Origin of the sequence: Marinitoga sp. 1155, from assembly GCF_001021175.1 — a bacterium.
In the GTDB taxonomy this organism is placed as follows: Bacteria; Thermotogota; Thermotogae; order Petrotogales; family Petrotogaceae; genus Marinitoga.
The window spans coordinates 63,613-78,344 of the sequence record NZ_AZAX01000015.1; the positions used below are offsets into that span (position 1 = coordinate 63,613).

Genomic DNA, 14,732 nt, shown 5'->3' on the forward strand with positions numbered 1-14,732 from the left:
GGTGATACTATTTTCTATAGTGTTGTTGTAGAATTAAAAGCTTTGGAAACAGGTGTTATACCTACTTATCCAGGGAAAAAAATTCATGGATTGTTTTTTAATGTATTAGAAAAAGCAAATGCAGAAACATCTAAAAAACTTCATCAAAACTTTAATAATAAAGCTTTTACTGTTTCATCTTTTTTAGGAAAAAAAGTAGACGAACCAGTCTCTATTATGAAAAACAAAAGATATTATATAAGATTGACGTTTTTGGATGAAAAGATTTTTAATTTATTTACAATTACAATGTTTAAAAATAAAATATTTAAAAAGGAAATCTATATAGAAAACATTAAGTTTTCTATATTAAGAGTGATTTTTGATGAAGAGCAAAGTAAATGGGCAGGAGTTTTGTCAATTGATGAATTATTAAGTAAAAAAGATTATTCAAACAAAATTAAACTTAAGTTTTATACCCCAACATTATTTAGAGTGGGAGACAAGCACTTAAGATATCCTGATGCAAAAAAAATATACACTGGATTATTAAATAAGTTTAATAAATATAGTGAATATAAATTTAATGAAAGTATAAAAGAAGAATTTTCAAACATAAAAATTATAAATAAGCGCATAAGAAAAAAGAGAGTTTTTATAAATAATTTCTACTTAGAAGGGTTTGTTGGTGATGTGGAATTTGAAATTTCTCGGGGAAATAATGAATTATTAAAAATAGTTAATATTTTATCAGAATTTTCATTTTATGCAGGAGTTGGATACAAAACCACAATGGGAATGGGTCAGGTAAGGAGGGAGCATAAAGAATGTATAGCAATATAGTATTAACAGGTGGTAAATCAGCAATTGTTGGTAAAAATGTTTGTGCAAATTATATAAAAGAAAATAACATAGAAAATATTAATAATATTGAGATAGAAAAAATAAATGAATGGGTAAATAAAGTAAAAGAAGCATTAAAGAATCATAATAAGGAATATACAAATATTAGTGTTGAATATTCTTTAATAAAAAGATTGAAGGATAATAATGAATTAAGCAATAATCCGAGAATATCTTTAATTCATACAAACACTAAAGAAGGAATTGCTGCAGCTAAAATTAATAAAATAGCTTTTGAAAGAGACTTTAATGCTGAAGTAACACTAAAAGATGTTGATTTTGATATTGATGATAGATTTAATTTAAACAAACAATTAGGGGAATTTATGGATATTCTTGTAACTGAGTTGCAAAAAGGTGCAGTATATGACACATTCTTTTCACCAACTCCGGGTTATAAAGTAATGTCGTATTTGGGATATGTGGCTGGATCATTTTATGGATATAGAATGGGATATTTGTATGAAGAGAAACCAGTATTACAAGAAATTCCACCAATGCCAATAAAATTTAACGTAGAGGAAATCATTGAATTTTTACCACTTATAAAAAAGATTGAGAATACAGAAATTAAATTAAACGATTTAACTTATTCAGAGAAAAACTTCATTGAAGAAAATATATATCTTTTTGATATTATTGATGATTTCATTGTTTTAAATGCATTTGGTGTGTTTTTATTAAAAGGAATATTAAAAATTGAAGTATATATTAGTGATTCTATTAAAGATATGTTAAACAAAAAACCTGATAAAATAAAATTTATAAAAGGTCAAATTCTTGAAATGATAAGAAAAATTCAAAAATTTAAATCAGATAACAATTCATACAAAGGTGAATTAATGCACAATAAATCATGGAAAATTGATAAACCTTATTTATATAAAGCATCAAGAGACCCATTTAGAACTATTTGGGACATTAGAGATAATAAAATATATTTATATTACATTTGGTTTGATCATGATAAATATGAAAGGGAATATACAAATAAAAATGAAAACATATTAAATAATACAAAATTCTCATTATTTGAATTATAGGAGGTAAAAATGAAAAAAATACTAATAGTTTCTTTTTTAGGTAAAGGCAGATATTATGAAACGTTCTATTATTCTATAGAACATTCTGAAAAAATGGTAAAAAAAAGATTAAGTCCTTTGGCGAATGCAATTTTAGAAAAAGAAAATGGAAATGATGTTGAAATAATATTTTTTGTAACAAATGAAGTGAAAAATGAATTTTTATATGATGAAAATAATGAATATGCTAAAAATATATTGAATGAATTAAATGAAATTAAAAATTATGGAATAAAAGTTTCTTATAGAGATATACCAAAAGGAAAAAATTATGAAGAATTAGAAATAATTATGGAAGAAATAGAAAAATTATTGTTAGATTTTAAAGGGAATAAAGTTATATTTGATTTAACGCATGGTTTAAGACATATGGCGATTTTTACATCCAGTACAGTTTTTTATTTTAAAAATTTAATGGAAAAAGCTAATAAACTAGAAATGAAAATAGTTTATGGTGCATATGAAATAGGTGAGGAGATAGAAAAAAATTTAAAAAAAGTTCCTATTTTGGACATTACTCAAACGCTTGAACTTTCAGATTTAACTATTGCTTTAGAAGAATTTGAAAGATATGGAATAACTGAAAGAATGATTATAGTTTTAAAAAATATTCAGAAAATAGTTGCTAAAAATAAGTTGTGCAATTTAAATGAATTGAAATTTTCATCATTATCAAGAGAATTGAAACTTTTTGAAGAATTATTAAAAATACCTTCACCTCCAGAAAAGATTGCTAATAGTATATATAAAATAAATGATATACTAGAAAGTAGTATTAGAGAATTTAAACTATGTTCTAAAAATTCAGAAAATCTTTTTTTTATAAAGCCAATTCAGAAATTCTTAGTAGATTTTCAAAAGATTGTTTTAGAGAAATTACCTTTAGACAAAAAAATAAACAAATATTCTAATATAGCAACTTTGGAAAAAGTTGAATTTATGAAAAATATAATAAAACTATTAATTAACTGGAAAATGTATTCTGAAGCTGTAATTCATTTGAGAGAACTTCTTATTGATATAAAATTAATTGAGAACGGAAAATATTTCTATTATAACAACAAAGATTTCAGGGAAAAATATTGGATGTATTCATACAATATAGTTGATACAAAAGATAAAGAATTACCGAAAAAAATTGAAGAATTATTGAAAAATGTTAAAGGTTGGAGGAATAGTGTAGCCCATGGAGGAAGAGCAAATACTTCCATAAATCAAAAAACTCTTGAAGAAAATTTAGAAAATGCTTTATCAATGATAGATGAAATACTTTTAAGTATGAAAGATTTAAAAGTAAATTCTAAAAAAATATATTTATTAAACTCTACAATAATGCCAATACCAAAAGATAATCAAGAAGGGAAATTTTATATATTGAAATTAACAAAAAATGAATTTAAAGTAATATTGGAAAATGCAATAAAAGATGATGTTTTAGATTCTGCAATTGGGCATGAGTCTGTAATAGAATTCATAAAAGATAAATTTGAATTGACTGTACCTTTGAAAAGAAAAGAAATATATTTTGAAAAAGGTGAAAGTGCATTAGTTATAAAATTAGAAAAAAGGCCTGAAGAAGGTAAAATATATACTAAAGAAGAAATGGATTTTATGGAAGAAAATAATTTGATTGGTTATTATTATATATATAGAGAAGGATGAGCATATAAAAATATGTATTTAATTTTAGAAGTTATATGAAATTTTTATATAGAGATGAAGAAGTTAGAAGATCTTTTATAAAGAAAGTTAAATGACTTAAATAAAAAAGGAGTGGGGGAATGGGTGCTACAACTGTACAAATAGATATTTTAAAGGATTACAAAATAAAATATAAAATTTATTAATAAGTAGTGCGAACATTCAAATAATCCCTATATATTCTGAACGCACAGAATGTATAGGGATTTATTGCAATTAAAATATAAACTATAAAATTATAAAAAAGATATGAAATAAAGAGGTGAGTAGAGAGTGGGACGAAAAAGAAATAAAACATCTATTATGAGAATTAATTGGTGATACTATGAATTATAAAAAATTAGCGTTAGAAGCAGAAGAAAATTTTGAATTTGAAAAAGCTTTGGAATATTTTGAAAAAGCAGAAGATGAACTATCTGTAAAAGATAACTCTTTAGTAAAATATGGAGAATTACTTTTTGAATTTCAAAATTATAAAAAAGCAAAAGAAATATTTGAGAAAATAGTTAATACAAAACCAGAAAAAGAATATTTATTAAAATTAGCACAAATATACGAAGAAATAAATGAAATACAAAAAGCATTTGAGTTGTATAAAAAATTAGAAATAAAAGAAAAAATACAAGAACTTCAAGATAAAACGAATTTGTTTTCACCATCTTCAAATTTAATAAGAAAATTTATAGAATTATTTTCGGGAAGAGAAGATGTATTTTCAATTCAATTTGAAAATGGATACAGGCCAATAAGGCGACCATTAAATTATAAAGATGTAAAAGAACATTTAAAAGGTGAAAAAACAATTGGAATATATCAATTAAAGAAAGATAATTCAATAAAATTTGCAGCATACGATATAGATATTAAAAAATCTTATCTACATGGTGATAACAGATACATTTATGAAGAAAATAGTAAAAAAGTAGCAAAAAAACTTATTACCGAACTTGAACAGGAAAATATATACAGTTATATAGAATATACAGGAAATAGAGGATATCATATTTGGATATTCTTTGATATACCAGTACTTAGTTATAAAGTAAAAATAATAATGGAAAAAATATTAGAGAGAATAGATTTAGAGGAAGGGATAGATGTGGAAATATTTCCAAAGCAAACAGAATTAAATGGAGGACTGGGAAATTTAATAAAAATTCCTCTTGGAATTCATAGAAAAACAGGGAAAAAATGCTTATTTGTAGATGAGAATTTTGAAATTATATCAAATCAAACAAAATTTTTGTTTTCAATAAAAGAGAATACTAAAGAGCAAATTGAAAGATTATTCAAAGATTTTACCGACGAAAATTATGAAGTGTATGAAGAAACACTTACATATAAACGTTCAAATAATAAAATAAAAAAATCAAATAAAATAAAAAAAGAAATTAGAAAACAAATAATAAAACAAATATCAGGCGAATTTGATACAATCATTAATGGTTGTAGTATTTTAAAACAAATAATAAACAAAATAGAAAAAGAAGCATATATATCAGAAGAGGAAGAGAATATACTAATTAAATCAACTATAAATTTAAAAAACGGAAAAAGGGAAATTTTAAATATTCTTAAAAAAACTATAAATTTTAATCTAAAAAGATTTGAAATGATTGAAAAACAAAGCAAAGGAGTTCCAATAACCTGTGAAGAAATAAGAAAAATAATATTAAACAAAAATTTATCGCTAAATTTAAAAAATTGCACGTGCAAATTCCCAGGCAATTACAACACACCTTATGCAATAATAACAAATGTAGAAGAAATCTTTATTGATAAAATAGATATAAACGATATTGCAAAAAAGATAGTGGAAAAAAATTCTGAAAAATTTGAAATAGAAAAAGAAATAAAAAATCTTAAAAATATGATAGCAAAAAAAATGGGTGAAAAAAAAGAGTTGCGAGTTGAAATAGGAACAATAAAACGAAATGGTGATGATATTGAAATTATATTATAGGTGATAAAATGGTAATTTATATAACGGAACAGGGCGCGGTACTTTCGAAAAAACAGGGGCGATTAATAATATCAAAAAACAAAAATATTATATCAGAAATACCATTAAATAAAATAGAAAAAGTAAATTTAATGGGAAATATTTCTTTGACAACACCTATAATAAACTATTTTTTAGATAAAAAAATAGAAGTAATTTTTATGACACAAACTGGAAAATATCGAGGAAAATTATATACAGATGAATATAGAAATGTATTGTTAAGATTAGAACAATACAAACGTTCTCAAGATGAAGAATTTAAATTAAAAATATCAAAATCTATTGTAATTGGCAAATTAAAAAATTCATATGATTTTTTATTAAGCAGAAGCAAATACCTTCCAAAAGGTGGATTGAGTAAAGAATTAGCTGCAATAAGGAAAACAATTGAGAAAGTAGAAAAAGGAAAAAACATTGATGAAGTGAGAGGTTTTGAAGGAATTGGAACAAAATATTATTTTCAAGGATATAAAAAGTTAATAAAAAATAAAGATTTTAAATTTGAAAAAAGGACACTTCATCCTCCTCGAGACCCGATTAGCGCAATGTTATCATTTGGTTATTATTTTCTATATAACGAAGTAATGGCAGCGATAAATATAGTGGGATTGGACCCATATTTTGGAAATCTTCATACAATAGATATTTCAAAAAAATCATTATTATTTGATTTAGTTGAAGAATTTAGAAATATAATAATAGATAATTTCGTTTTAAATTTAGTAAATAGAAATGAAATAACGATAAAAGATTTTAAGAAAAAGGAAAAAGAAATAATCCATTTTACAGATAATGGATTAAAAAAATTTATCTCAAAATATGAAACTGTGCTTTCACAAAAAATGAAATATCATTTAGACGATGAAGTAAATTATATAAGAACAATATTTCAAAAGCAAGCAAGGCATTATGCAAGAGTAGTTCTTGGAGATGAAAAAGAATATATACCTTTTTACAGGGTGGGGATATAATGTTTTATGTTGTTAGTTATGATATTACAAATGATAAAAGGAGAAGAAAAGTAGTAAAATATCTTGAAAGTTATGGAATAAGAGTTCAATATAGTGTTTTTGAAACAGAATTAAATCAAGACCAATTAAAATCGTTAATAAAAGGATTAAAAAAGCAGATAAACAAAAAGGAAGATACTATAAGAATATACCCTATTTCAAAAGAAAGCAGAAAATATATAGTTACTATTGGCATTGATAAAGGCAAATTTTACGATAAAGACTTTTTGATAATATAAAAAATGGGGGGATAAAAATGTATCTAAATCTTTATGAAATTAAAACACCATACAGAGTAAAAAGACTATATTATTTTAACAAAGATAATGATCCAAAAGAATTTGCCAGGAATTTGAGCAGAGTAAACAATATTAGATTTAATGATTCAAACGATTTAGTATGGCTGGAAATACCAGATATAGATTTTAAAATTACTCCACAACAAGCAGAAAAATATAGGATAGAAAAAAACGAAATAATAGAAGAAAAAAAAGATCCAAATCTTTTTATAAAGACAATATACAAATACTTAAAAAAGAAATTTATAGACAACAATTTTTATTATAAAAGAGGAAATAATTATATTTCAATAAATGACAAATTTCCGTTAGATAGTAATACTAATGTAAATGCACATTTGACTTATAAAATTAAACTCCATAAAATTGATGAAAAATATTATATATCAATACTTCCAAAATTCACATTTCTTTCTGATAAAGCAGCGTTAGAGTCTCCAATTAAAAGTGCCTACCTATTTAATATAAAATCCGGAAAAAGTTTCCCTTACATATCAGGATTAAATGGAATATTAAAAATAGATCTTGGGGACAATGGCGTAAGAGAAGTGTCCTTCCCGGGAAATTACTATTTTAATTTTACATCAAAAGAAGCAGAAAAATTTGGTTTTTCGAAAGAAATACATAATATATATAAAGAAAAATTACTTTCAGGATATAAAAAAATTAAGCAGAAATTATATTTTTTAGAAGACATCATAAATATCAATAATTACAACTTAACCATGGACAAAAAAACATATGTAAATATCGAATATGAGTTTAAAAAAGGTAAATCACGAAATATAAAAGATGTTTTTAAATACTCATTTTATAAAAACGATCAGAAAATCAAAATAGCATTCTTTTTTAGTTCTAAAAAACAAATATATGAAATCCAACATTCTTTAAAAATATTATTTCAGAATAAAAATTCAATCTTTTATCAAACAATATATGAAATGGGTTTTTCAAAAGTAATATTTTTAAGAGAACCAAAAACAAAAAGTTCTGCTTTTATGTATGATCCTGAAACATTTGAAATAAGCAACAAGGATTTTTTTGAAAATTTAGAAGGAAATATAATGGCTATAGTAATACTTGATAAATTTTTAGGAAATATAGATCCTCTTATACAAAAGTTTCCTGAAAATTTAATTTTACAACCAATTTTAAAAGAAAAATTAGAAAAAATACAGCCTTATATAATAAAAAGCTATGTATATAAAATGGGAAACTTTATACAGGAATGTCAGCCATATGTTATAAGAAACTTAAAAGATAAAAATAAAACACTTTATATTGGTATAGATTTAAGTCATGATAATTATTTAAAAAAAAGCAATTTAGCAATATCAGCAGTTAATAATTTTGGGGATATTATATATTTAAATAAATATAAAAATTTAGAATTAAATGAAAAAATGAATCTTGATATAGTTGAAAAAGAATATATCCAAATATTGAATGAATACTATGAAAGAAATAAAAATTATCCTGAAAATATTATTGTATTGAGAGATGGGAGATATTTGGAAGATATAGATATAATAAAAAATATTTTGAATATAGAAAACATAAAATATTCATTGATAGAAGTTAATAAAAGTGTAAATATCAATTCATATGAAGATTTAAAAGAGTGGATAATAAAACTTTCTGATAATAATTTTATTTATTACCCTAAAACATATTTCAATCAAAAAGGCGTGGAAATAAAAATAATAGAAAACAATACAGATTATGATAATGAAAAAATATTAGAACAAGTATATTCATTAACAAGGGTAGTCCACCCGACGCCATATGTTAATTATAGATTGCCCTATCCACTTCAGGTAGTAAATAAAGTAGCCTTAACAGAATTAGAATGGAAATTGTATATTCCGTATATGAAGTAACTAAAATTTAACAAAAACACACTTGATATATGTTATCATAGCGGAAAGAAGAAAAAAAGATTATTTCAAAAATTCTGGAGGGGAATAAAATGAAAAGTTACAAAGATCTAAAAAAAGAATTGTTAAAAAAAGAAGGAATAAAAGAAATATATTATAAGAAAGAAAAACTCTTTCATTTCTTAAACTCGATAATACAATTAAGAAAAGAAAAAGGATATTCATTAAGAGACCTTGCAGAAAAAACAGGAATTAAATACTCAAATCTTTCAAGAATAGAAAATAGAAAACAAAATATAAGTTTTGAAACTATGTGGAATTTAACAAGTGCATTAGGTGGTGAATTGTTTATAACAGCTAAAGGTAAAAATGTTATAGAGTTATCTGATGAAAGTGTTGAAAAATTAAAAAAATTATTGATTTAATTTGTTCAAATCAAGAACAAATTGAGAAAGTAAAAAATAATTTTGAAGTAACGTTTGATGAAGCAATAAAATTACTTTTAAATTCTGGAGTTAATACAGATATACTATAAAATTAAGAGAGAAAAATAAGATAATATATAAGCAAGAAACAGAATATATTATTGCACTTAATATAAAAAATATAGATAAAGTATCTGAAATTATAAAAAATAAAAAAATTTATACATTTTTTATAGAAAAACAATTAAATAAAATTGTTTGGCCATTTTTAAGAGTTGATTTTCATAATAACTTAGGACGAGTTGGAATTAGACCGGTGACTTTACCATTATTAAAATAAAGTAATTATATTATTTATGGTTCTAAATTATAAAAATATCTGAAGATAACTATTTGAAAGTTTTTTAATGAACAAGAAGCCTTATTAATAAAAAAGTAAGATTTAAGAAAAAATAATTTAATAATATTATAACTTTTAAAAATAGCTTAAATAAAGATTTTGATATCAAAAATCGCACGGAAAACATTAATGAAACATTACAACGTCTAAAACAGGCTTGACAAAAGAAAAAGAGAAGAGTATAATTATATTGAAAAAGATTCCGGACCTATGTTAAAAAATGCAAAATCTCGCAAAACCGCATGAATAAAGGAAAGTTAAAAAACAGGTCCGGAGGTTGATTATAAGCGGTTTTTAGAAAATTTTTTACAAAAAGCAAAGAAAAAATTGAAAATAAAAAATAGGTCCGGAAAAACGGCCTCTAAAAGCAGCTAATAATAACTATTCTAGAGACCAAGTCTCGGAAAGAAACTACTCTCTGAAAGAGATAGAAACTAATTCAATTTTAAATTTAGAGTATTTAAGTTCTTCTACTCGGAAAGAAACTACTCTCTGAAAGAGATAGAAACCATAGTTGTCAAATTCTTTTTTTATTGTTTCTAAATTTTTCTCGGAAAGAAACTACTCTCTGAAAGAGATAGAAACGCCGCCATTTTCGGTTAAGGAAAACCTTACTTTATCACTCGGAAAGAAACTACTCTCTGAAAGAGATAGAAACCATTTATAATGTTCCTCGGCTTCAACTAAAATTCTGCCTCTCGGAAAGAAACTACTCTCTGAAAGAGATAGAAACAAAAGAGACTAATTTACCTTTTAAAAAACCTGATTCATGTACTCGGAAAGAAACTACTCTCTGAAAGAGATAGAAACTAATTGTGATTTGATAGTTATTAAATCAATTATGCTTTCTCTCTCGGAAAGAAACTACTCTCTGAAAGAGATAGAAACGTTTTGGATTTTCAAAAGGATTATATTCACTCATTTTATGTCTCGGAAAGAAACTACTCTCTGAAAGAGATAGAAACTCTTGAAGCCCCCATTCGAGGGCTTCTTCAAAGAAATCCATCTCGGAAAGAAACTACTCTCTGAAAGAGATAGAAACTCATCATCAATTAACAATTCTAATTCAACGTTTACATCAACCTCGGAAAGAAACTACTCTCTGAAAGAGATAGAAACTGTTTTACATTATACATAAATATTCCTCCTTTAATCTCGGAAAGAAACTACTCTCTGAAAGAGATAGAAACGCAATAGCAAAAGGCTTCAATAATTCGATAAAATCATCTTTCTCGGAAAGAAACTACTCTCTGAAAGAGATAGAAACTCTACTTTTACATATCCAGGTTTTTTCCCATTCAATTTTAACTCGGAAAGAAACTACTCTCTGAAAGAGATAGAAACTATAATCCAGACTATTAAATCATCCGCTACTAAATCACTCTCTCGGAAAGAAACTACTCTCTGAAAGAGATAGAAACTTGCCTTGCAATAATTCAATATCTTTCCAAATTATCGGTATCTCGGAAAGAAACTACTCTCTGAAAGAGATAGAAACTATAATAATCTTTTCCATGTCTTGATTCAAAATCCTCTTCTCGGAAAGAAACTACTCTCTGAAAGAGATAGAAACTTATTTCGATTATTTCTTCTTTGGTATAATCTTTTTTAAAACTCGGAAAGAAACTACTCTCTGAAAGAGATAGAAACCCATAATTATTTTGTGGAAGATTATTTTTTCTTATAAAATCCTCGGAAAGAAACTACTCTCTGAAAGAGATAGAAACATAACCAATTGATATTGAGGCTGAGAACCACCGTATATTACTCGGAAAGAAACTACTCTCTGAAAGAGATAGAAACTATATTTTTATTATATATTTCCATAATCTCGGAAACCAAACCTCGGAAAGAAACTACTCTCTGAAAGAGATAGAAACTTGAAATATCTTTCGAATTCTTCATACTTGCTTCTTTTATCTCGGAAATGTATTTGTCAAGTGAACAGTGGACATGATTACAATTGAAAAATGGTCCAAAAAAATAAAATGTTTAATACATCAATGTTTTGAATAGTATTAAATTTTGGTTAAGAATTATACCTCCTTTCAATTGTTTGATTTTTACTTGTTTTTATTTGATTTTATTTGATTTAACTTAATTTTATTTGTTTTGAATTTATTTGATTTAGTTTGTTCTAACATGATATTATTATTATTGTTATTATTGTTATTATTGCAATTTTTAGTTTTTTATAGTTTAACATGTTTTTATTTTAACCGCTTTTGATTTTTGGTTTTATTTGTAGGTTATTATTATAATTGTTATTGCATTATAATTTCTTTCTAACAATTGATGTAAGTCAATTGATAAATATTTAATTTAAAGAATTAATGAATTCCTCTGTTTCTTTAAACCTATAACTATTACCATTCATATTAATCATATAAGCCTTATGAGTTAGCCTATCAATCATTGCTGCAGAGAGTACTGGATCATTAAATATTTCTTCCCATCTTTCAAAAGATAGATTTGTTGTTATTATTGTTGTTGATTTTCTTGATGCTCTTAATGACAATAATGAAAATAACAATTCTGCTCCTTCTTTGTCAAAAGATATATATCCCAATTCATCACATATTACAAGGTCATACTTTCCAAATTTATTCTGAAACGTTCTCAGCGTTTTTGAGGACCTCGATTCTTTTAATTGTATGATTAACTGTGGAACTGTTGTAAATAATACTTTATATCCCTCGATAGAGGCCTTCATTCCAATACCAATAGCTAGATGTGTTTTACCTGTACCTGGATTTCCATACAAAATTACATTTTGCTTTGTTTTTATGAATTCTAATGATGATATTAATTTTAATTTTTTTCTCGCATCTTGGGGTAAATATTCTATTTCTAAATCTTCTAAATATTTTTTTTGTGGAAAATTTGCTAATCTTATTCTGCTTTTTAATCGTGAATCTAGTAGTCTTTCATATTCTTTTTTTAATATTTCATGTAAAAAAGTTGTATAACTTATCTCTGTATTTTCTGCTTCTTTTATATATTCTTTAAAATGAACTTTCAGTCTGGATAGTTTTAATTCTTTTGAATATAATTCTATTTCTTCATATATTTTATTTATTTTATTTTTCATGAATTGATCATCTCTTTTAATTTAATGAGTTGTCTTCTTGAATAATCTTCAATTGCTCCATGATATTCTATTTTCTTATTTATTCTTTTATTTTCATATAATATTTTTACTTTTGCAAAACTTATATCTTTTGGACTTAATTGTTCTAATTTTTTTAATATTTCTTCTATTTCTCCAACATTTATTTTATTTTCATATATATATTCCAATAACATTATGAATTCTTTAGGTTTTGTGATAAAATAGTGTTGGTAAATAGTTTTTATTTTTTGTGGTGCCTGATGCAGTGCTAAGCTATTATGCAATGCACCAGGCTTTCTTTTCAATAATCCCAAATAGTGTTCTATTTTTATTTTCCATATATTATTTCCATATACCCTTTCATGTTCTTCTATAGCTCTTCCATCATATATTACTATCTTTTCAGGATATAATTTAACCTTTATCCATTTTCCCACATATGCTGTTGGTACTGAATAATGACAATTATTTATTGTTATTGTTGAATATTTATCAACATATGCATCTTTTATTATTGAATACGCATATCTTGGTGGTTTGTATATGAGTTTTGGTTTCTCATCATTCTCAAATATTTCTTTTGGGCTTACCCTATCTTTATTTTTCATATTTTCATTTAAATATTTTATTCTCATTTCTAAAAATTGCTTTGCTTCATCTAAAGTTTCAAATTCATCTTTAATTGAAAATACTCTTTTTTTTATTACATCTACGCTTTTTTCAACATGTCCTTTTTCATTTGGTTTTCTTACATTACAAAATCGAATATGAAACTTATAATGCATTGATAGTTTTGATAGATCATCTGTTATTTCTCGGTCATTCTTACCCACAAACTTTTTAATTGCAACTTTCATATTATCATATACAATTGTATGATTTACTCCTTTTATATATTCAAAAAATTTTATGTGTGCATCTATGAAACTTTCCATATTCTGTTTTTCATATAATATTGCATATCTGTAATTACTATATGCAAATGTAAATACCGCAACTTGAATTTTTTTGTTCGTTCCTTTAATTGCTATTTTTATTTCTCCCCAATCAAATTCAACAATTTCTCCAGGTTTATATTTTTGTTTAATATATCCTTCATTTTTTCTTCTTAATAATTCTTTCCTAACAACGTTATACACTGTTCCTATGCTAACGTCATATCCTTCTTCGTGTATTATTTCATACATTTGAGTTACTGGCATTATTTGTTTCCTTTTACCGTTTCGAATTTTTATTTCATTTGTTTCTATGAATCCTTTTATCCTATCAACTAACTCATTTGTTACTTTTCTTGGTTTTCTGTTTGAACTGTTATACTTTGGTTTTCCAACTATTTTTTCTACCAATTCTTCTTGTGTTCGTTTCGATCCCACTTTTTCATATTCTTCCATCGCTTCTTCATACATTTTGACGTATTTAGCCACTGTTTTTCGATTTACTCCCAATATCCTACTTATTTCTCTTTGTGACTTCCCTTCTCTAAAATACATTAATATTATTTCTTTTTTCTGGTCCATTCGTATCATCCTTTCTTCAACTCCTCTCTTTTCTTCTTGAGAAGAGTTTACCATATTTTTTTCACTATGGACCATTTTTCAATTCCAGACTGGTGTACTATTATTATATAATATACACGGAAAGGAACCACTCTCTGAAAGAGATAGAAACTTAACTTTTTCTTTGAGTTCATCTTCAATATCTTCATAAATCTCGGAAGGGAACTACTCTCTGAAAGAGATAGAAGTAATTTTATTTTTTGTATTATAAAAGAAAACGAGCGTTTTACCGCCCACTTCTTAATTCCTTCCTTTTTCTTCTTCTATATAATTCTAAGGCGTTTAGAAAAATTTCGTTTTCGACTTTAATAAACTCTATATCAAATTCTGACGTTATTAATGAAATCGACGAATTTATTTATGTATTTTTTGTTTGCTTTCCA

The 14,732-nt window shown here is 24.9% G+C and carries 10 protein-coding genes and 1 CRISPR repeat array; of the genes, 8 read left to right on the top strand and 2 right to left on the bottom strand.

The window, feature by feature from the left end:
- Positions 1–9 precede the first annotated feature (9 nt).
- The 8 genes from cas6 (at position 10) to X274_RS06175 (ending at position 9,281) form a co-directional block, all read left to right on the top strand.
- Positions 10–822 carry a CRISPR-associated endoribonuclease Cas6 gene (cas6, locus tag X274_RS06140; protein WP_084822658.1) on the top strand — a complete coding sequence of 271 codons (813 nt, stop codon included), beginning with the start codon at positions 10–12 and terminating at the stop codon, positions 820–822.
- Positions 807–1,925 (top strand): hypothetical protein, encoded by a 1,119-nt coding sequence (locus X274_RS06145; protein WP_047265936.1) that lies wholly within the window; start codon positions 807–809, stop codon positions 1,923–1,925. The genes cas6 and X274_RS06145 overlap by 16 nt, the downstream gene beginning before the upstream one ends.
- Positions 1,926–1,934: 9 nt before the next feature.
- The gene (locus X274_RS06150; protein ID WP_047265937.1) at positions 1,935–3,626 is read left to right on the top strand and encodes an STIV orfB116 family protein; all 1,692 of its coding nucleotides are present in this window, start codon (positions 1,935–1,937) and stop codon (positions 3,624–3,626) included.
- Positions 3,627–3,990: 364 nt separating this feature from the next.
- Positions 3,991–5,628: a CRISPR-associated primase-polymerase type A1 gene (locus X274_RS11570; RefSeq protein WP_052913209.1), complete on the top strand. Its 1,638-nt coding sequence runs from the start codon at positions 3,991–3,993 to the stop codon at positions 5,626–5,628.
- Between the two features lie 8 nt (positions 5,629–5,636).
- Positions 5,637–6,641, top strand: a complete 1,005-nt coding sequence (gene cas1 / locus X274_RS06160) for a CRISPR-associated endonuclease Cas1 (protein WP_047265938.1) — start codon at positions 5,637–5,639, stop codon at positions 6,639–6,641.
- Entirely contained in the window at positions 6,641–6,919 is a 279-nt protein-coding gene (gene cas2 / locus X274_RS06165) for a CRISPR-associated endonuclease Cas2 (protein WP_047265939.1), read from the top strand. Before cas1 ends, cas2 begins: the two co-directional genes overlap by 1 nt.
- A gap of 17 nt (positions 6,920–6,936) precedes the next feature.
- Complete coding sequence (gene ago / locus X274_RS06170; protein WP_047265940.1) at positions 6,937–8,859, top strand: protein argonaute; 1,923 nt, start codon at positions 6,937–6,939, stop codon at positions 8,857–8,859.
- 89 nt (positions 8,860–8,948) lie between these two features.
- Entirely contained in the window at positions 8,949–9,281 is a 333-nt protein-coding gene (locus X274_RS06175; RefSeq protein ID WP_047265941.1) for a helix-turn-helix domain-containing protein, read from the top strand.
- A gap of 799 nt (positions 9,282–10,080) precedes the next feature.
- Positions 10,081–11,561: direct repeats of the CRISPR family, unit length 36 nt; unit sequence CTCGGAAAGAAACTACTCTCTGAAAGAGATAGAAAC.
- 437 nt (positions 11,562–11,998) lie between these two features.
- On the opposite strand, the gene istB is transcribed toward X274_RS06175, so the two are convergent.
- Entirely contained in the window at positions 11,999–12,772 is a 774-nt protein-coding gene (gene istB, locus X274_RS06180; protein WP_047265942.1) for an IS21-like element helper ATPase IstB, read from the bottom strand.
- Complete coding sequence (gene istA / locus X274_RS06185; protein WP_052913210.1) at positions 12,769–14,385, bottom strand: IS21 family transposase; 1,617 nt, start codon at positions 14,383–14,385, stop codon at positions 12,769–12,771. The genes istB and istA overlap by 4 nt, the downstream gene beginning before the upstream one ends.
- Positions 14,386–14,732: the final 347 nt, after the last annotated feature.